Source organism: Shinella sp. G-2 (genome assembly GCF_050172695.1).
Classification (GTDB): domain Bacteria; phylum Pseudomonadota; class Alphaproteobacteria; order Rhizobiales; family Rhizobiaceae; genus Shinella.
The window spans coordinates 194,426-213,776 of record NZ_JBBEYH010000004.1 but is presented as its reverse complement, the minus strand read 5'-3'; the positions used below and the strand labels follow the sequence as shown (position 1 = coordinate 213,776).

The window sequence follows — 19,351 nt, the reverse complement described above, 5'->3', positions numbered from 1 at the left end:
GCTTAGCTCGCAAAGAGGGGGAAGACGTGCCGATCCTGGAACTGCTCGACTATACCGGCGTTGCGGTGTTTGCCGCGACTGGCGCGCTGTCGGCCTCGCGCAAGCAGCTCGACATCATCGGCTTCCTGTTCCTGGCGGCGGCGACGGGCATCGGCGGGGGCACGTTCCGTGACGTCATCCTCGGCGCGACGCCCGTCTTCTGGGTGGTGAACCCGACCTATCTCATCGTCTGCATCGCCGTCGCGCTTGTCGTCTTCATGCTCGCCCACCGCATCGAATCGCGCTACCGCCTGCTGCTCTGGCTCGATGCCATGGGCGTTTCGGCCTATTGCGTGATGGGGGCGGCCAAGGGCTATGCGGCGACGGGTTCGCCGACGGTGGCGATCACCACGGGCGTGCTCACCGCCAGCTTCGGCGGCATCATCCGCGACCTCCTGGCCAACGAGCCTTCCGTGCTGCTGCGCCCGGAGGTCTATGTGACGGCGGCGCTGATCGGGGCTGCGGGCTTCACGGCGGCTACGGTCGCCGGCACGCCGCTCTGGGTGGCGTCGGCCATCGGCATGGGGGCGGCCTTCATCGTGCGCGGCGGGGCGCTGCGCTTCGGCTGGCGCTTCCCGGTCTACAAGCCGCGGCCCGGACGGCATCCCGACGATGTGATGTGAGGACGATCAGTCCTTGCAGGGGCGCAGGCGGATGATCACGTCGACATGCGCGATCTCCATGCCGGCGGGCGGTTCCGGCAGGTTGCCGATCTCGATATTGCTGACGGGAATATCGAGCACGTGGTTCTCGCCCTCCACGAAGAAGTGGTGGTGGTCGGAGATGTTGGTGTCGAAATAGGTCTTGGCGCTTTCGACCGCGAGAACCCGGATGAGGCCGGCCTCGGTGAACTGGTGCAGCGTGTTGTAGACGGTCGCGAGCGAAACGGGCACGCCGGCGGTGACGGCCTCCTCGTGCAGTTCCTCCACCGTCAGATGCCGGTCGCCCTTGGCGAAAAGCAGGTCGGCGAGTGCCACGCGCTGGCGCGTCGGGCGCAGGCCGGAGTGGCGCAGGCGCTCTTCGATGGGCAACTCGTTTACATGCTTCATGGGCGAGCGATCCGCTTGTCTGGCCTTGAACAATAATCTTGAGCTTTCGATATAACTTTAGCGTTGCCGGGATTCAATAGGATTGCGACGGCGTGAGGGCGTCCGACATGCCGAAAACCGGGGCCTTCGCCCCCGTCACGGCAATTTACGCTGGCTGTCACGGCGAGCATCATGTATGCGGACTGCTGAAATAACGTCTCGCCCATGCCGGGTGCGGCGATAAAAAGGGAGGGGAGGAGGCGCTTCAATTCGCACCGCTCCTCCTCTAAAACGGACGCAGAGCAAGCGTTCTTCAAGACCGGGATGAGACATTCGATGACGACCAGGCAATCCAGCTACAACTATGAGGAAATTCTGACCTGCGGCCGCGGCGAACTGTTCGGCCCCGGCAATGCGCAGCTTCCTCTGCCGCCGATGCTGATGGTCCACCGCATCACCGACATTTCCGAAACGGGCGGCGCCTTCGACAAGGGCTATATCCGCGCCGAATACGACGTGAAGCCCGACGACTGGTACTTCCCCTGCCACTTCCAGGGCAACCCGATCATGCCGGGCTGCCTCGGCCTCGACGGCATGTGGCAGCTCACCGGCTTCTTCCTCGGCTGGCTCGGCGAGCCCGGCCGCGGCATGGCGCTCTCCACCGGCGAAGTGAAGTTCAAGGGCATGGTCCGCCCCCATACGAAGCTCCTCGAATACGGCATCGACTTCAAGCGCGTGATGCGCGGCCGCCTCGTGCTCGGCACGGCAGACGGCTGGCTGAAGGCCGATGGCGAGACCATCTATCAGGCGACCGACCTGCGCGTCGGCCTGTCGAAGGACAAGGAAGCCTAAGGCGTAGAGCCTTTGGAGGGCGGCCCGCCGCCCTCTCCACGAGACGTTCAAGAAAAGGTCAGGAATATGAGACGGGTAGTTGTCACGGGTCTGGGGATCGTATCCTCCATCGGGAACAACGCGGACGAAGTGACGGCCTCGCTGCGCGACGCGCGTTCGGGCATCAGCTTCTCGCAGGATTTCGCCGACCACGGCTTCAAGTGCCAGGTCTGGGGCTCTCCCAACATCGATACGACCGAGCTCGTCGATCGCCGTGCGGCCCGCTTCCTCTCTCAGGGCGGCGCATGGAACCACGTCGCCATGAAGCAGGCGATCGCCGATTCCGGCTTTGAGGAGTCCGAATACGCCGCCAATCCGCGCGCCGGCATCATCATGGGCTCGGGTGGTCCGTCCACCCGCACGCTCATCGAGGCGGCCGAGATCACCATCAAGAACAATTCGCCCAAGCGCATCGGCCCCTTCGCCGTGCCGAAGGCGATGTCCTCGACGGCTTCGGCGACGCTCGCCACCTGGTTCAAGATCCACGGCGTCAACTACTCGATCTCGTCGGCATGCTCGACCTCCGCGCACTGCATCGGCAATGCGGCGGAAATGATCCAGTGGGGCAAGCAGGACATCATGTTCGCCGGCGGCCACGAAGACCTCGACTGGACCATGTCGAACCTCTTCGACGCCATGGGCGCCATGTCCTCCAAGTACAACGACACGCCCTCCACCGCGTCCCGCGCCTATGACATCAGCCGCGACGGCTTCGTCATCGCCGGCGGCGCGGGCGTTCTGGTTCTTGAAGAGCTCGAGCACGCCAAGGCCCGCGGCGCGAAGATCTATGCCGAGATCGTCGGCTACGGCGCGACCTCCGACGGCTACGACATGGTGGCCCCGTCGGGCGAAGGCGCGATGCGCTGCATGCGCCAGGCCCTGTCCACCGTGAAGGGCGACGTCGATTACATCAACACGCACGGCACCTCGACGCCCGTCGGCGACTCGAAGGAAATCGGCGCGATCCGCGAAGTCTTCGGCGACAAGATCCCGCACATCCAGTCGACCAAGTCGCTGACCGGCCATTCGCTCGGCGCCGCCGGCGTGCAGGAATCGATCTACGGCCTCCTGATGATGCAGGCCGGCTTCATCGGCGAAAGCGCCCATATCACCGAACTGGACCCCGAATTCGACGGCGTTCCGATCGTGCGCAAGCGCATCGACAATGCCAAGATCGACACGGTTCTTTCCAACTCCTTCGGCTTCGGCGGCACGAACGCCACGCTGGTCTTCCAGCGCCACAACGGATGACGTCAATGACGGGGATCATGAACGGCAAGCGCGGCCTCATCATGGGGGTCGCGAACAACCACTCTATCGCCTGGGGCATCGCACAGAAGCTCGCCGGCGCCGGCGCCGAACTCGCCTTCACCTACCAGGGCGAAGCGCTCGGCAAGCGCGTGAAGCCGCTTGCCGCCGAACTCGGCTCGGATTTCGTCATCCCCTGCGACGTGGAGGACATCGCCTCGGTCGATGCGACGATCGACGCGATCAAGGAAAAGTGGGGCAAGCTCGATTTCGTCGTGCATGCCATCGGCTTCTCCGACAAGAACGAGCTCAAGGGCCTTTATGCCGACACCTCGCGCGACAACTTCTCGCGCACCATGGTGATCTCCTGCTTCTCCTTCACGGAGATCGCCAAGCGCGCCGCGGAGATCATGACGGACGGCGGTTCGCTGCTGACGCTGACCTATGGCGGCTCGGTTCGCATCATGCCGAACTACAACGTCATGGGCGTCGCCAAGGCCGCGCTTGAAGCGTCCGTACGTTACCTCGCCGGCGATTACGGCCCGCAGGGCATCCGCGTCAACGCCATCTCCGCCGGTCCGATCCGCACGCTGGCCGGCGCCGGCATTTCGGACGCCCGCGCCATGCTGTCCTGGCAGCAGAAGAACGCGCCGCTGCGCCGCACCGTCACCATCGAGGACGTCGGCAATTCGGCGCTTTACCTGCTCTCCGACATGTCGAGCGGCGTCACCGGCGAAATCCACTATGTGGATGCCGGCTACAACATCACCTCCATGCCGACGCTGGAGCGGCTGGCGAAAGCGGACAGCGAATAAACAAATTGCGGCGCGAAGTTTTCAGCTTCGCGCCGTTTTCTTTCGCTCACAGCACCGTCAGAACGGCGACGAGCAGGATCACGGCGGCAAGCACGCCGAGCAGCAGCAGACGCACCCTGGGGTTCATTTCAAGCGGCTTGCCGTCCGCGCCGCGCTTCAAGAAGGCGAGCGGCACTTCGGAGGTCGGCGTATGCCCCTCCGCTTCCTTCACATCCTTTGCGATGACCTCCGCCACATCTTCCATCATGGGCGGCCTTGCAGGTCCAAAAGCCATTGCGGGTCTCCTGAACGAGGACGATCCGGCGATGGTGGACCTGTTTCGGCAAAATGGCAAATCGGCCTATTCGAAAAGGACGGGCACGAGCGACAGCACCAGAAGCAGCGCCATGGCGCGGTTGAACAGCTTCAGGCTCTCCTTTCGCGTGATGAACCGCGCCGCCCCCACGCCGACGCCGGCCCAGGCGAGCGTGCTCACCAGCGTCGCCCCACCGAAGATGACGGCAAAGGCGGCAGGCACCGAGACATCGCCCGCCGCCCCGCCGCCATAGGTGACGACGGCGCCCGCAACCATCACCCAGAGCTTCGGATTGACGAGTTGCAGCAGCGCGCCCTCGATGAAGGTGAAGGGTCGCGCGCGGCCGCGCTCCACCGCAAGGCCAACAGGCGCCGTGGCGATGCGCCAGGCGAGCCAGAGCAGATAGGCGACGCCGATCCATTTCAGCGCCAGATGCACGCGCGGCTCCGAGAGGACCGCGCCACCGGCGGCCGCCACCGTGAAGATGATGACCGCGACGCCGATGCCCATGCCAGTGGCGACGGGCAGCGTGCGCCGGAAACCGTAATTCGCACCGGAGGCCGTGACCATCGTGTTGTTCGGCCCCGGCGTGCCGGCCATGGCGAAGGCGAAGCTCGACGCCGCCAGTATCCAGGTCCAATCCATCCTGCTCTCCCCTGCAAACGGTGGCAGCCTATGCCGCCCCGCGCGCAACGGGGTTGCGAAGATGCCAGCAATGAAGAAGAATTTGGCATCCCATGCCGCTGCATGGCTTGAACGTTTGTGAGGATTTCAATGCAGCTCGACGAGATCGATCGCCGCATCCTGCGCGAATTGCAGCAGGATGGCCGCCTGCAGAACATCGAGCTGGCAAGGCGGGTCGGCCTCTCCCCCTCCCCGTGCCTGCGCCGGGTGAAGCTTCTGGAGGAGGCCGGCATCATCGGCCGCTATGTCGCGGTCGTGGATCAGGCGAAGGTGGGCCTCAAGCTCTCCATGTTCGCACGCATCTCGCTGACGGCCCAGGATGCCGAGACCATCGACCATTTCATCGCCGCCATGAAGCGGCTGCCGGAGGTGGTGGAGTGCTACATCATGCTCGGCGAGAGCGACGCGCTGCTGCGCGTCGTCGTCGCTGATCTCGAGGATTACCGCCGCTTCCAGTCGACGCATCTCACCCGCAGGAACGGCATCCAGACCGTCAAGACGGACGTGCCCAGCGAAACGGTCAAGCAGAGCTTCGCGCTGCCGCTATAGAGCATATCAAGCCGAAACGGGACCGCTTCGGCGTCGGATAATGCGGTAAAAACAAAAAGTTAGAGCATGTCAGGTTCAGCTTGAATCAGGCATGCTCTGACTTCTTTTGTTTTCGTTTGTCTTTTCGGGAAAACCGGTTCCCACTTTTCCCTGACAAACGCTAGCGATCAGCGCCGGCCCCACAGCACCTTGAAGCGGGCGTTGCGGCAAAGCTCGCCGCTGTCCTTGAAGGCTTCCTTCAGGACCGGCTCGTAGGGCAGGCCGCGATTGGCGACCATCAGCAGGCGGCCGCCGGCCTTGAGCGATTTGGCCGCCATGCGGATCATGCCGGCGCCGAGCGAATGGTCGGCGGCATGGCCTTCGTGGAAGGGCGGGTTCATGACGATGAGGTCGTAGTGGTCGCGCGGCGTTTCCGCCGTCAGGTCGAACCAGTAGTAGCGCGCCGGGATATTCGGGCAGTTCTCCGCCATGTTCTCCCGGGCGGCTTCCAGCGCCTCGTAATGCGCCTCGAAGAGGTCGATGCCCTTCCCCTGCGGGGCGCGGCCGCCGAGCATGACCGAGAGATAGCCCCAGCCCGCGCCGAAATCGGCGGCATGGCCGTTGAAGTCTTCGGGGATGCGGGTGGCGAGCAGTTCGGAGCCCTCGTCGATACGGTCGTGCGAGAACATGCCGGGGGCAGCCGTGAAGCGGCCGACGATGCGCACCGGCTTCGCCGCGAGCTTGGCGATCGCGTCCGCCGGGTCTTCCGGCCGGGCGAACCAGATGGCGAGGCCATGGTACTTCGGCATGGAATCGCCTGTCAGGCCAAGCTGGTCGAGGCGCTTGCGCATGGACTGCACGCCGTCTTCCTTGCCGCCGGCAACGACGATCAGGCCGCCCGTGCGCACGAGGCGGAGGGCTTCCGCGATGCGGTTCTCGTTCTCACCCTTGTGCTTGGTCATCAGGATGAGCGCGCCGTCGAAATCCTCGCCCTCGATGACGGGCTTCACGGGGGCACGCACGGCTTCCAGACCGCGATACAGCGAGCGCAGCGGCTGCACGGCCTCGAGCGCCGCGCCGAAGCCTTCCGGCGGGCGCTGGCCGGCTTCCGCGCCGAGGAACAGGTAGCGCTCGCCCTCGCCCGGCATGCCGAGCGTACCGGAGGCAAAGGGATGGAACAGGGTTTTCAGGGCGTCGCGGGTCATGGTCGGCTTTCGGCGGGTGATTGGTCCAGGAAAAGAAAAGGGCGCGGAACGTGCCGCTCCGCGCCCCCTTCATGCATTGTCTTGCGATTACTCGGCAGCTTCGCCGTCGCCCTTCTTGTCGGCGGCGATTTCCTTGCCGGTCGCCTGATCGACGACCTTCATGGAGAGGCGAACCTTGCCGCGCTCGTCGAAGCCCATCAGCTTGACCCAGACCTTGTCGCCTTCCTTGACGACGTCGGAGGTCTTGGCAACGCGCTCCTGAGCGAGCTGCGAGATGTGCACGAGGCCGTCGCGCGGGCCGAAGAAGTTGACGAAGGCGCCGAAGTCGGCGGTCTTGACGACCGTGCCTTCGTAGATCTGGCCGACTTCCGGTTCAGCGACGATGGAGTGGATCCACTTGCGGGCCGCTTCGATCTCCTTGCCGGACGAGGACGCGATCTTGATCGTTCCGTCGTCTTCGATGTTGATCTTGGCGCCGGTCTTTTCGACGATTTCGCGGATGACCTTGCCGCCCGTGCCGATGACTTCACGGATCTTGTCGACCGGGATGTTCATGACTTCGATACGCGGTGCGAATTCGCCGAGCTGGCTGCGGCCTTCGGAGATGGCATGGGCCATTTCACCGAGGATGTGCTTGCGGCCGCCCTGTGCCTGGCTGAGAGCGACCTTCATGATCTCTTCGGTGATACCGGCGATCTTGATGTCCATCTGCAGCGAGGTGATGCCGTCGGCGGTGCCGGCGACCTTGAAGTCCATGTCGCCGAGGTGGTCTTCGTCGCCGAGGATGTCGGAGAGAACCGCGAAACGGTCGCCTTCAAGGATGAGGCCCATGGCGATACCGGCAACCGGCTTTGCCAGCGGAACGCCGGCGTCCATCAGAGCGAGCGAGGTGCCGCAGACGGTGGCCATCGAGGACGAGCCGTTCGACTCGGTGATCTCGGAGACGACGCGCAGCGTGTAGGGGAACTGTTCCGCCGTCGGCAGCATCGGGCGGATCGCGCGCCAGGCAAGCTTGCCGTGGCCGATTTCGCGGCGGCCCGGGGAGCCCATGCGGCCCGTCTCACCGACCGAGTAGGGCGGGAAGTTGTAGTGCAGCAGGAAGCGTTCCTTGTACATGCCGGTCAGGCTGTCGACATACTGCTCGTCTTCGCCGGTGCCGAGCGTGGCAACGACCACGGCCTGGGTTTCACCGCGGGTGAAGAGCGCCGAGCCGTGCGTGCGCGGCAGGATGCCGACTTCCGAAACGATGGCGCGAACGGTTTCGAGATCGCGGCCGTCGATGCGGCTCTTGGTGTCGAGGATGTTCCAGCGAACGATCTTGGCCTGCAGGTGCTTGAAGACGGCGCCGATGACTTCGGCGCTGTACTTCGGCTCGACGCCTTCCGGCAGGAAGTGTGCCTTGACCTTGGCCTTGACGGCGTCGACGGCGGCGTAGCGATCAGCCTTCTGGGTGATCTTGTAGGCAGCGCGGAGTTCGGTTTCTGCGATGCCGAGCATTTCGGCTTCGAGTTCGGAATGATCTTCCGGCGTGAAGTCGCGCGGTTCCTTGGCAGCCACTTCAGCGAGCTTGATGATCGCGTCGATGACCGGCTGGAAGCCCTTGTGGCCGAACATGACGGCGCCGAGCATGACGTCTTCGTTCAGTTCCTTGGCTTCGGATTCGACCATCAGGACGGCGTCCTGCGTGCCGGCGACGACGAGGTCGAGAACCGACTCGTCCATCTCGTCCAGATGCGGGTTCAGGACGTATTCGCCGTTGATGTAGCCGACGCGCGCGCCGCCGACCGGGCCCATGAAGGGAACGCCGGAGATCGTGAGCGCGGCCGAAGCGGCAACCATCGACAGGATGTCGGGATCGTTTTCGAGGTCATGCTGGACGACAGTGACGACGACCTGCGTGTCGTTCTTGTAGCCTTCCGGGAAGAGCGGGCGGATCGGACGGTCGATCAGGCGGGAAACCAGCGTTTCCTTTTCCGACGGACGGCCTTCGCGCTTGAAGTAGCCACCCGGGATCTTGCCGGCGGCGTAGGTCTTTTCCTGGTAGTTGACGGTCAGCGGGAAGAAATCCTGGCCCGGCTTCGGGGCCTTGGCGGAAACGACGGTCGCGAGAACGACGGTTTCGCCGTAGGTCGCCAGTACCGCGCCGTCAGCCTGACGGGCGATCTTGCCGGTTTCCAGCTTGAGCGGACGGCCCGCCCATTCGATTTCAACCGTATGGGTATCGAACATGTCTTGTCCTTCTTGGCAGATACGCGCACCGCCGCCCGAAAAGGCGCAGGTGGTCTATCCGCGTTCGTGACGCATCATGGGCAAGACAACGGGAGGCTTCCGGAAAGGGCTCGCGATCGTCGCGTCTTACGGCTTTTCAGCCTGGCCGACGACAGGCGCGCGCCTGAAGCATCCTGCAATCCTGCCCCATGACAGGTCATCGGTTGGTTCCGCAGGACCGGCCCATCCGGCCTGCTGGAAAATCCCGTTCGCGAGGCGGCCTCAACCGGCACTGGCTAAACGGTACGGCGGAATTTTCTTCCGCAAAAGAAAGCGGCGGGCGTTCGCAAGGAACGCCCGCCGAAAGGATTAGCGGCGAATGCCGAGAGCAGCAATCAGCTTGCTGTAACGGGCTTCGTCCTTCTTCTTGAGGTAGTCAAGAAGCGAGCGACGGCTGGAAACCAGCGTCAGAAGGCCACGACGCGAGTGGTTGTCCTTCTTGTGGTCCTTGAAGTGGCCGGTCAGGTTGTTGATACGCTCGGTCAGGATCGCGACCTGAACTTCCGGAGAACCGGTGTCGCCTTCCTTGGTGGCGTATTCCTTGATCAGCGCAGCCTTGCGCTCAGCAGTGATCGACATCGAGATGTCCTTTCATGAATGGAGAACCAAAGTCGCCAAAAGCCGGGATGTCGTCCAGCAATGGCCGTGAAGGCAAGCGGGCAGGCCCGCATTGCTGGCGGTGCCTATAAACCATTAGCGGGCGAAATGGAAGGGGCCGTCATCAAGCGCCTGAACGGCCCGTCAGCGCCGGTCCGCCGGCTGGCCGGGCGCGGCCTCGCGTGCATCGCCGTCCTTCGGGCAGACGACATAGGCGCCGAAGATCCAGCCAAGCCGTTCCCCCTGCCGCGCGACGAAGAGCCAGCGCTTGTTGCCGATCTTCGTTTCCTCCAGCACCTCGACGCGCGTGCCGTTGGACAGCGTCGTCACGATCGCGCCGTTCGGCGCGGCGCGCACGTTGAGCGGCGTTCCCGTCGGATCGTCGACGAGGCATTCGGCGGCAAGCGCCGGAGCGGCGGAGAGAAGCGTGGCGGCCAGGATCGTCCGCGAGAAAAGCGTCATGACATGCACCTGAAATGATGGAAAGGCCGGCGCGTCATGGCACGCCTTCCGGCCGATGGGCTTCCTCGTCGCGCAGTCGGGCAAGCGGGATCGTCACCCGCCATTCGATGCCGTCGTCATGCACGATGAAATCGAGCTTCGCATCGAGCGCCAGTCCCAGCATGCGCTCCAGCACCACGCTGCCGAAGCCCTTGCGGCTGGCGGCGATGGCCGCCTTGTCGATCGTCGCCCGGCTTTCGCGCCAGACGAGGTTCAGGTCCGCGCCCGCGGCCACCCAGCTCAGCGAGACGATGCCCGTCTCGTTAGCGAGCGCGCCGTATTTGGTGGCATTGGTCGACAGCTCGTGCAGCGCCATGCCGAGGGTCTGGGAGGCCTGCGGGTCGAGCAGCACGGCGGGGCCGGCGATGCGCACGCGCGCGGCATCGTCGGGCGTGAAGGGTTTGAGCTGGTTCTTCGCCAGCTCGAACAGGTTGATGCCCTGCGTCGCATTGGCGATCATCAGGTCCGTCGAGCGGGCAAGGCCGGCGACGCGCTTGCGGAAGGTCTCGGCGAAATCCGTGGCGTTCTCCGCCCCCGCCGCCGACTGGTTCAGCATGGCCTGGATGACGGTCAGCTGGTTCTTCGAGCGGTGCGCCACCTCGCGCATCAGGAAACGCACCTCGTTTTCCGACTTGACCCGCGCATCGGCCGCTTCCGCGAGCGCATGCGAAACGGTCTCCAGCTCGGAAATGGCATAGGAGCGCGGCGCGACCCGCTCGCCTTGGCCGAGGCGGCGCGCATCCTGGGCAAGCAGCCGCACGTCACGCGAGAGAACGCGGGCGATGCCGGCCGCGCTCACGGCGGCAAGCAGCGCGAAGACCGACCCGCCGATCGTCAGCCACAGGAAGGAGGAGACGGCCGGGGCCTGCACGTCGGAGGATTTCGCCCAGGCGATCATGCGCCAGCCGGCAAGCGAGGAGAATTCGGTGACGACCTGATAGTTCGTTCTGTCCTGCTGCATGGTGCTGACGCCAAGGCGGAGCGAGGGCACGACCCGCAGGAAGAAGGGCTTGCCCGTCTTTTCCTTTTCGTCGGTCGAGACGATGACGGTGCCCTGCGTGTCGAGCACCGCGGCATTCCAGCCGGGCGACAGGACATCCGGATTGACCGCGCGGCGCAGCGCTTCGGCGTTCTTCGTCAGGGTCAGCAGCACATGCTGGCCGTTCGGCAGGCGCATCGGCAGGTAGACGTTGAAGACCCATTGCTGGGCGGTCTTGCCGAAGAAGATATCCGAGACCATGCGCTCGCCGCGCGCCAGCGCCAGCCCGGCGGAGACCGGCTCGGAGGTGGCGTTCAGCGGCGTACCGTAGGGCACGCGCGTGTTGAGAAGCTGGCGCATCGTCTGGTCGATGACGAGGAAATAGATGTCCGTGCCTTCCAGCGCCTTGGTGGCCTGGCCGTGCAGCGCCGCATAGTCGCCCTTCAGCAGCCCGTCGGAGGTCGACAGGAAGTTCAGCGTCGAGAACATGCCGGAGATTTCGCGCTCCACGGCACGGTTCACGGCGCCGGTGGAGGTGCGCAGCAGCGATTCGAAGATGCGCTCCTGCGCCTCGTTGGTGCGCTTCAGCACGACGATGGAAAAGAGGAAAGCCGGGATGACGACGACGAGGATGAGGCAGACGAGGTAGAACGCGACCGGATGGTGCATCCGCCGGCGCACAGGGGCGGACCCTGCGCCTTCCCCCGCGCCCGCTTCTCCGGCGGACACCGTCCTGTCAGTCGGCGCCATCGTCAACAGCCAGCCCCTCACCCTTCGCAACACGGCGGCCAAGCGCCGCCCGGCCCACCCGTGAGCGAACCTCGCCGGCCCATAAAGCCCGCAGCTTGTGGTGAAATCAAGTCAGGGGCGGATGGTTCCGCCCCGTGATTTTTAGCCCGCGAAGACCCGCTTCGGACGGAACTCGCCGCCGCCGATCTCGCCGATCGCCACCAGCTTGCCGCGCGCCGTGGCATAGGCCTCGTCGGCGGAAACCGGCGCATCGCGGCCGCGCAGGATGATCGGATTGCCCATGCGCAAACGATGCGCCTGATCGTCATTGACGACGATCTGCGGCAGGCTGGAGAGCGCCTCGCCGGTATCGATCAGGAAGGCGTCGAGGGCGGCCAGCCGCTCGGCGTCGTCCTCGATCTTTTCCAGCGCCGTCAGGTCGGCGAGCGGCACCATGTCGTCCTCGCCGAAGGGCGCGACGAAGGTGCGGCGCAGCGCCGAGATATGGCCGTAACAGCCGAGCTGGCGGCCGAAATCGCGGGCGAGCGCGCGCACATAGGTGCCCTTGCCGCATTCGACCTCGAAGGCGGCGGTGTTCTCGTCCGAGCCGATCAGCGTCAGGCGGTGGATTTCCACCTCGCGCGAGGGGATCTCGACCGTCTCGCCTTCGCGGGCAAGATCATAGGCGCGCTCGCCGTCGATCTTGATTGCGGAAAACTGCGGCGGGATCTGCTGGATGACGCCGGTATACTCGCCGAGGATCGCCTTGATGGCGTCGGCCGTCGGGCGCGTGTCGGCGCTGCGGACCACCTCGCCCTCAAGGTCGTCCGTCGTGCGTTCCTCACCCCAGGTAACGGTGAATTCGTAGATCTTCCGCCCGTCCATGACATAGGGCACGGTCTTGGTGGCATCGCCCAGCGCGATCGGCAGCATGCCGGACGCCAGCGGGTCGAGCGTGCCGGCATGGCCGGCCTTCTGCGCCTTGAACAGCCACTTGATCTTGGAGACGGCTTCGGTCGAGCCGAAATCGAACGGCTTGTCGAGGATCAGCCAGCCGGAAACCGGCCGGCCCTTGGGTTTGCGGGGTCTGGACATCTGTATCCTGGATTATTGATCGTCTTCGCCGTCTTCGGCGGAAAGATCGCGGGCGACTTCCGGCGAACGCAGGAGATCGTCGATCTTCTTGTAGTTGTCGAAGCTGGTATCGTCGCGGAAGCGCACGTCCGGCATGTATTTCATCTGGCGCAGCTGCGGGCCGAGGCGGCCGCGGATGAACTTCGAATTGCGGTTCAGCGCGTCGATCACGGCCTCGTGGTCCTTGACGCCGAGCGGCGTCACATAGGCCGTGGCGTGCTTCAGGTCCGGCGACATGCGCACTTCCGAAATGGAAATCACGGTCTTTTCGAGAAGCGGGTCGCGCACTTCGCCGCGCTGGAGAACCTGGGTGATCGCCGCGCGCACCTGCTCGCCCACGCGCAGCATGCGTTGCGACGGCGCCGAGGATGTTGCTCTGGTCATGGTCGTCACCTTCAAAAAAATGCGAGCGCCGAAAAGGTCCGGCGCTCGCACGATACTCTATCCGTCGAACGCTTACAGCGTGCGCGTGATATGCTCCACGCGGAAGCACTCGATCTGGTCGCCCGCGCGGATGTCTTCGTAGCTCTCGAAGGCCATGCCGCATTCCTGGCCGACATTGACTTCCGACACTTCGTCCTTGAAGCGCTTGAGCGTCTTGAGCTTGCCTTCGTGGATGACGACGTTGTCGCGAACCAGGCGCACGCCGACGCCACGCTCGACCTTGCCTTCGGTGACGCGGCAACCCGCGACCTTGCCGACCTTCGTGATGTTGAATACCTCGAGGATTTCGGCGTAGCCGAGGAAGGTTTCGCGACGCTCGGGCGAGAGCAGACCGGACATGGCCGCCTTCACGTCATCCACCAGATCGTAGATGATGTTGTAGTAGCGGATTTCGATGCCCTGGCGCTCGGCAAGCGAGCGGGCCTGTGCGTTCGCACGAACGTTGAAGCCGATGATGGCAGCGTTGGACGCTTCGGCGAGCGAAATGTCCGACTCAGTGATGGCGCCTGCGCCGGAATGCACGATGCGTACCCGCACTTCGTCCGTGCCGAGCTTTTCGAGCGCGCCGGCAATGGCTTCGATCGAGCCCTGCACGTCGCCCTTGATGAGCAGCGGGAATTCCTTGAGACCCGAATTCTGCAGCTGGTTCATCATCTGCTCGAGCGAGCCGCGCGAACCCGACTGGCGTGCCACCTGCTTTTCGCGGGCGAGACGCTGGCGGTATTCGGAGATTTCGCGGGCGCGGCTCTCGTTCTCGACGACGGCGAACTTGTCGCCGGCGGCCGGCGTACCGGAAAGGCCGAGAACCTCGACAGGCATGGCGGGACCGGCTTCCTTGACGTGTTCGCCCTTGTCGTTGACGAGCGCGCGCACGCGGCCCCACTGATCGCCGGCGACCAGGATCTGGCCGGGCTTCAGCGTACCGGTCTGCACGAGAACCGTCGCGACGGCACCGCGGCCGCGGTCGAGCTGGGCTTCGACGACGACGCCCTCTGCCGTGCGGTTCGGGTTGGCCTTCAGGTCGAGGATTTCGGCCTGGAGCAGGATGGCTTCGAGCAGCTTGTCGAGGTTCGTGCCGTTCTTGGCCGAGACTTCCACGTCGAGCGTTTCACCGCCCATGGATTCGACGAACACCTCGTGCTGGAGGAGCTGCGTGCGAACGCGCTGGGCGTCCGCCGTCGGCTTGTCGATCTTGTTGATCGCCACGATGATCGGAACACCCGCCGCCTTGGCGTGGTTGATGGACTCGATCGTCTGCGGCATCACGCTGTCGTCGGCGGCGACCACGAGGATCGCGATGTCCGTCGCCTGCGCACCACGGGCACGCATGGCGGTGAACGCGGCGTGGCCGGGGGTGTCGATGAAGGTGATCTTGTGGCCGTTCTGCTCGACCTGGTAGGCGCCGATATGCTGCGTGATGCCGCCGGCTTCGCCAGCGACCACGTTTGCATGACGGATGGCGTCGAGCAGCGAGGTCTTGCCGTGGTCGACGTGGCCCATGATGGTCACGATCGGCGGACGGGATTCCTGATCGCCTTCTTCGTCGGCAACGTTGAAGATGCCTTCTTCGACGTCGGATTCCGAAACGCGCTTGACGGTATGGCCGAATTCGCCGGCGATGAGTTCAGCCAGGTCGGCGTCGATCAGATCGCCGGGCTTCATCATCTGACCTTCCTTCATCAGGTACTTGATGACGTCGACGGCGCGTTCGGACATGCGCTGCGACAATTCCTGAATGGTGATGGTCTCGGGCAGGACGACTTCGCGCGAAATCTTCTCGCGCGTTTCCTGCATCATGGAGCGCTTGAACTTCTCCTGACGGCGACGCATGGCCGAGAGCGAGCGACCGCGCTGTGCGCCGTCCTCGTCGCTCGACGCCGTGGTCAGCGTCAGCTTGCCCTGGCGGCGGCCGTCGTCGGCCTTCGGACGGGCGGGCGCCTTGGCCGGCTCGGGACGCTTGACCGCACCGCGATTGGCGGGCGCACCGCCGCGCGGACGCTTGTCGTCGTCCTCTTCGGTTTCGCGGCGGCCGCGACCGGCGACCGGCGTGGATGCCGGAGCCGGAGCAGGCGTGCGGGTCGGCTGCGGGCGAGCTTCCGCGGCAGCAGGCTTGTTGGCCACAGGCTGCGCGGCAAACTCTTCCTCGACGACAGGCGCCGGTGCGGCAGCCTCGGCGGCGCGGCGCGCGGCCTCTTCCTTCTCGCGCTGGATGCGGGCTTCTTCCTCGACGACGCGACGGGCTTCTTCTTCCACCTTGCGGCGGGCCTCGTCCTCGGCGCGCTGGCGGGCTTCGGCGGCGTCGCGGATCTGCGCTTCGGCAAGCGCGCGACGACGGGCTTCGACCTCGTCAGGGGAGAGCTGGTTCAGGACAACGCCGCGCGGACGGCTCTGCTCGGCCTGGCGCGAGGGCTGCTGCTGCATGGGGCGCGCGGGCTGCGGCGCGGGGCGCGTCTGCTGCGGCTCCGGCTGGCGCTGCACGGGCGCGACGGGCGCCGCTGCCTGGCGTTCTTCACCCGGGCGGCTGAAATGGCGCTTCGTGCGGGTCTCGACCACGACGGCCTTCGTCCGGCCACGACCCATGTCCTGGCGAACGGTTCCCTGCTGAACCCCCGAGGGCTTCAGGCTCAGGGTCTTCTTGCCAGCCACGCTGATCGTCTTGTCGTCTTCGTTGTCGGTCATTCCGTTCCGTTCCTAAGATCAGGGCCGGATGCGGATCGGACCCTGTCGTTCAAATGTGTACATCCAATGCGATTTCGGCCGGCGGAGAGCCGGTGACCGCGTCATTGGTTTGGCTGGCCAGCGCCGCCATGTGCTCCCACCCGGGCGTCGCCCCGGTATTTTTCGAGCATGATTGCGCGCTTCACTACACCCTCACCCGCCTGCCCTGCAAGCGCTGCGGCATGGATAAAAGCATTCTGACCCAAAAGGCCCTCCAATTCGCCCTCGGAGAAGAGCTTGAAGGAGGGTATTTCCATTTCGTCCTCGGTGAGGAAGCTTGCAGCCTTCCGCGCCTGGTCTATTTTCCTGACGCCGTCCGCCGCCGCGTCCGTCGCGTGGAAGACCGCAAGAGCGGCCAGGGCACGCACGGCCTGATCGACTTTCAAGGCGCCCGTTATGAACTGGCCGGCCTTGCGCGCCATGTTCATCATGCCGCCGAGCTGGGCCGCCATGAGCCTGTCCACCTCGGCGCCGAGTTCCGGTCCGGCCTTGGCCTCCGCCTTCAGCGCACGCCCGAAAAGCTTTCTGGCAACCGCCTTGTCGACGATCACCCGTTCCGCCTTTACCCAGCATCCGCGTCCGGGGAGTTCACGCTTCAGGTCCGGCACGACGCTGCCGTCGGGACCTGCGACGAAGCGGATCAGATCGTCCGCCTCGCCTTTTTCGCGTGTCACGATGCACATGCGGTCGTTCACGCCGTCGTCCTTCTTGCCCATATAGGTTTCCGCTCTTGCCAACGCAAACCGCCGTGCAAATCAGCGGGCGACATGCTCAACCTTGAGGACGCCGATCAGGCGTCCTCTTCGCCGCCTTCGACAGCCGGCTCTTCTTCTTCGTTTGCCAGATCCTCTTCCGTGATCCAGCCGGCCGCCAGACGGGCCTGCACGATCATGGCTTCGGCCTCGGCGCGGGAAAGCTCGAACTTCGAGAACAGGCCCTCGAACTTCTTCGTCTCGCCGTCCTTGCGTTCGGACCAGCCGACGAGGTCGTCGGCAGCGCAGCCGGCGAAGTCCTCGATCGTCTTGATGCCGTCCTCGCCGAGCGCGACGAGCATCTGACCCGTGATGCCATTGATCTGGCGCAGTTCGTCGGCAACGCCGAGTTCCTTGCGCTTGGCGTCCATCTCGGCCTCGATGCGGTCGAGATATTCGCGGGCGCGGGTCTGGATTTCCTGGGCCGTGTCTTCGTCGAAACCGTCGATGGAGGCGATTTCGTCGAGATCGACATAGGCAAGCTCCTCGACGGCCGCGAAGCCCTCGGAGGCCAGAACCTGACCGACCATCTCGTCGACGTCGAGCGATTCCATGAAGAGGTTGGTGCGCTCGTTGAATTCCTTCTGGCGGCGCTCGGACTCTTCGGCTTCCGTCAGGATGTCGATATCCCAGCCGGTGAGCTGCGAGGCGAGGCGCACGTTCTGGCCGCGGCGGCCGATGGCGAGCGAGAGCTGCTCGTCCGGAACGACCACTTCGATGCGCTCGGCATCCTCATCGAGAACGACCTTGGCGACTTCCGCCGGCTGCAGGGCGTTGACGATGAACGAGGCCGGGTCCTGCGACCACGGAATGATGTCGATCTTCTCACCCTGAAGCTCGCCGACGACGGCCTGGACGCGCGAGCCGCGCATACCGACGCAGGCGCCGACCGGATCAATGGACGAGTCGTTCGAGATGACGGCGATCTTGGCGCGCGAACCCGGGTCACGGGCAACCGACTTGATCTGGATGATGCCGTCGTAGATTTCCGGAACTTCCATGGTGAAGAGCTTCACCATGAACTGCGGATGGGTACGCGACAGGAAGATCTGCGGGCCGCGCTGTTCGCGGCGCACGTCGTAGACGAAGGCGCGGACGCGGTCGCCGTAGCGCATGTTCTCGCGCGGGATCATCTCGTCGCGGCGGATGATGCCTTCGCCGCGGCCGAGGTCAACGATGACGTTGCCGTATTCGACGCGCTTGACCGTGCCGTTGACGATCTCGCCGATACGATCCTTGTATTCGTCGTACTGGCGGTCACGCTCGGCTTCGCGCACCTTCTGCACGATGACCTGCTTGGCCGACTGGGCGGCGATGCGGCCAAAGTCCATCGGCGGCAGCGGGTCGGCGATGAAGTCGCCGAGCTTGGCGTCCGGGTTGCGGTCGCGCGCCAGTTCCAGCGGGATCTGGGTGGAGTAGTCCTCGGCGTGTTCGACGACCTCGAGCAGACGCTGGAGACGGATTTCGCCGGTCTTGGAATTGATGTCGGCGCGGATGTTCGATTCCGTGCCGTAACGCGAGCGGGCCGCCTTCTGGATGGCGTCGGCCATCGCGGCAAGCACGATCTCGCGGTCGATGACCTTTTCACGGGCCACGGCATCCGCGATCTGCAGAAGCTCAAGCCGGTTCGCACTGACTGCCATTGTCTCAGGTCTCCATGGTCGAGCCGGGGCTTTGGCCTCCGGCATATCTGGAGCGGCGTGCCGCTCCGGTTCCGTCCTCTCCGCTCCGCCGCGACGGGCGGAACGCATTCACAACTTATTCTTCGTCGTCGCCGTCTTCGTCGTTCTGGTTGGCGGCCTGCGCGGCCTTCGCCTTCTTGTCGGCGGCCAGCGCGTCGCGGATCAGCTCGTCCGTCAGGATCAGCTTGCCCTCGGCAAGCGCCGTGAACGGAATGACGATCGTCGGTTCCTCGCCGGGGGCGGGCTGGTCGCGTTCCAGCGTAAAGCCGTTTTCGTCGGCGGCGAGGATCTTGCCACGGAAGCGCTTGCGGCTCTCGACGAGGATCGACGTCTCGCATTTCAAGAGGTGGCCGAGCCAGCGGGTGAAATCCGACTTGCGCACCATCGGCCGGTCGATGCCGGGCGAGGAAACCTCGAGATGATACGCCTTGTCGATGGGATCCTCAACGTCGAGCACCGGCGAGACGGCCATGGAGACCGCTTCGCAGTCCTCGACGGTCATCGTGCCGTCCGGCCGCTCGCACATGATCTGCAGCGTCGCGCCGTTCTGCGCCAGAAGGCGCACGCGCACGAGGCGGTAACCGATCTGCTCGATGGTCGGCTCGATGATGTCGGCGACGCGGCGGTCGAGACCGGTCTCGACGATCAGCCGCGGCTCGATGGCGTTTTCTGTCTGGGTCGTGTCAGTCATGACATGCCCTCCCCGGGATAGTCGTTATCATGCGCTTGATCGGGGCAATAAAAAAGAGCGGGTCCTCGCGGGCCCACTCTTCATCTGACGATCAAGAATTTGAGGCTGATATAGACCGGGTTC

General features: G+C 64.7%; 19 protein-coding genes. 5 read left to right on the top strand and 14 right to left on the bottom strand.

Annotated features, from left to right (window positions below; all coding sequences use genetic code 11):
• The first annotated feature begins 26 nt into the window (after window positions 1-26).
• Window positions 27-662, top strand: a complete 636-nt coding sequence (locus V8U06_RS10080; RefSeq protein WP_427140516.1) for a trimeric intracellular cation channel family protein — start codon at window positions 27-29, stop codon at window positions 660-662.
• Between the two features lie 6 nt (window positions 663-668).
• On the opposite strand, the gene irrA is transcribed toward V8U06_RS10080, so the two are convergent.
• A complete protein-coding gene (irrA, locus tag V8U06_RS10075; protein ID WP_226920471.1) occupies window positions 669-1,088 on the bottom strand; it encodes an iron response transcriptional regulator IrrA in 420 nt (139 codons plus the stop codon).
• A 315-nt stretch (window positions 1,089-1,403) separates the two neighbouring features.
• Between irrA and fabA the strand changes: the two genes are divergently transcribed.
• The 3 genes from fabA to fabI all read left to right on the top strand — a co-directional run bounded on the left by fabA (window position 1,404) and on the right by fabI (window position 4,021).
• On the top strand, window positions 1,404-1,919 hold the full coding sequence (gene fabA / locus V8U06_RS10070; protein ID WP_226920472.1) for a 3-hydroxyacyl-[acyl-carrier-protein] dehydratase FabA: 516 nt from the start codon (window positions 1,404-1,406) through the stop codon (window positions 1,917-1,919).
• 66 nt (window positions 1,920-1,985) lie between these two features.
• Window positions 1,986-3,209 (top strand): beta-ketoacyl-ACP synthase I, encoded by a 1,224-nt coding sequence (gene fabB, locus V8U06_RS10065; protein ID WP_427140515.1) that lies wholly within the window; start codon window positions 1,986-1,988, stop codon window positions 3,207-3,209.
• A gap of 5 nt (window positions 3,210-3,214) precedes the next feature.
• Entirely contained in the window at window positions 3,215-4,021 is an 807-nt protein-coding gene (fabI, locus tag V8U06_RS10060) for an enoyl-ACP reductase FabI (protein ID WP_226920474.1), read from the top strand.
• A 46-nt stretch (window positions 4,022-4,067) separates the two neighbouring features.
• Here the strand turns inward: fabI and V8U06_RS10055 are convergent, their stop codons facing one another.
• Together V8U06_RS10055 and V8U06_RS10050 are read right to left on the bottom strand one after the other, a co-directional pair.
• Entirely contained in the window at window positions 4,068-4,295 is a 228-nt protein-coding gene (locus V8U06_RS10055; protein WP_226920475.1) for a hypothetical protein, read from the bottom strand.
• Window positions 4,296-4,361: 66 nt separating this feature from the next.
• Window positions 4,362-4,961, bottom strand: a complete 600-nt coding sequence (locus V8U06_RS10050) for a LysE family translocator (protein WP_427140514.1) — start codon at window positions 4,959-4,961, stop codon at window positions 4,362-4,364.
• Between the two features lie 129 nt (window positions 4,962-5,090).
• On the opposite strand from V8U06_RS10050, the gene V8U06_RS10045 reads away from it, so the two are divergent.
• Window positions 5,091-5,549 (top strand): Lrp/AsnC family transcriptional regulator, encoded by a 459-nt coding sequence (locus tag V8U06_RS10045; RefSeq protein WP_427140513.1) that lies wholly within the window; start codon window positions 5,091-5,093, stop codon window positions 5,547-5,549.
• A gap of 167 nt (window positions 5,550-5,716) precedes the next feature.
• On the opposite strand, the gene V8U06_RS10040 is transcribed toward V8U06_RS10045, so the two are convergent.
• The 11 genes from V8U06_RS10040 to rimP form a co-directional block, all read right to left on the bottom strand.
• The gene (locus tag V8U06_RS10040) at window positions 5,717-6,733 is read right to left on the bottom strand and encodes a class I SAM-dependent methyltransferase (protein ID WP_427140512.1); all 1,017 of its coding nucleotides are present in this window, start codon (window positions 6,731-6,733) and stop codon (window positions 5,717-5,719) included.
• Between the two features lie 87 nt (window positions 6,734-6,820).
• Window positions 6,821-8,962, bottom strand: a complete 2,142-nt coding sequence (pnp, locus tag V8U06_RS10035) for a polyribonucleotide nucleotidyltransferase (protein ID WP_427140511.1) — start codon at window positions 8,960-8,962, stop codon at window positions 6,821-6,823.
• Window positions 8,963-9,310: 348 nt separating this feature from the next.
• Complete coding sequence (gene rpsO, locus V8U06_RS10030) at window positions 9,311-9,580, bottom strand: 30S ribosomal protein S15 (protein WP_119257629.1); 270 nt, start codon at window positions 9,578-9,580, stop codon at window positions 9,311-9,313.
• A gap of 162 nt (window positions 9,581-9,742) precedes the next feature.
• Window positions 9,743-10,060, bottom strand: coding sequence for an SH3 domain-containing protein (locus tag V8U06_RS10025; protein WP_226920481.1), 318 nt, complete (start codon window positions 10,058-10,060; stop codon window positions 9,743-9,745).
• 34 nt (window positions 10,061-10,094) lie between these two features.
• Entirely contained in the window at window positions 10,095-11,747 is a 1,653-nt protein-coding gene (locus V8U06_RS10020; protein WP_427140510.1) for a sensor histidine kinase, read from the bottom strand.
• Between the two features lie 222 nt (window positions 11,748-11,969).
• The gene (gene truB / locus V8U06_RS10015) at window positions 11,970-12,902 is read right to left on the bottom strand and encodes a tRNA pseudouridine(55) synthase TruB (protein ID WP_226920483.1); all 933 of its coding nucleotides are present in this window, start codon (window positions 12,900-12,902) and stop codon (window positions 11,970-11,972) included.
• Between the two features lie 12 nt (window positions 12,903-12,914).
• Entirely contained in the window at window positions 12,915-13,325 is a 411-nt protein-coding gene (gene rbfA / locus V8U06_RS10010) for a 30S ribosome-binding factor RbfA (RefSeq protein ID WP_427140509.1), read from the bottom strand.
• 72 nt (window positions 13,326-13,397) lie between these two features.
• Window positions 13,398-16,064, bottom strand: coding sequence for a translation initiation factor IF-2 (gene infB / locus V8U06_RS10005; protein WP_427140508.1), 2,667 nt, complete (start codon window positions 16,062-16,064; stop codon window positions 13,398-13,400).
• Between the two features lie 101 nt (window positions 16,065-16,165).
• On the bottom strand, window positions 16,166-16,819 hold the full coding sequence (locus tag V8U06_RS10000; protein WP_427140507.1) for an RNA-binding protein: 654 nt from the start codon (window positions 16,817-16,819) through the stop codon (window positions 16,166-16,168).
• 74 nt (window positions 16,820-16,893) lie between these two features.
• Window positions 16,894-18,498, bottom strand: a complete 1,605-nt coding sequence (nusA, locus tag V8U06_RS09995; RefSeq protein WP_427140506.1) for a transcription termination factor NusA — start codon at window positions 18,496-18,498, stop codon at window positions 16,894-16,896.
• A gap of 115 nt (window positions 18,499-18,613) precedes the next feature.
• Window positions 18,614-19,228, bottom strand: coding sequence for a ribosome maturation factor RimP (gene rimP, locus V8U06_RS09990; RefSeq protein ID WP_226920488.1), 615 nt, complete (start codon window positions 19,226-19,228; stop codon window positions 18,614-18,616).
• Between the last annotated feature and the right edge of the window lie 123 nt (window positions 19,229-19,351).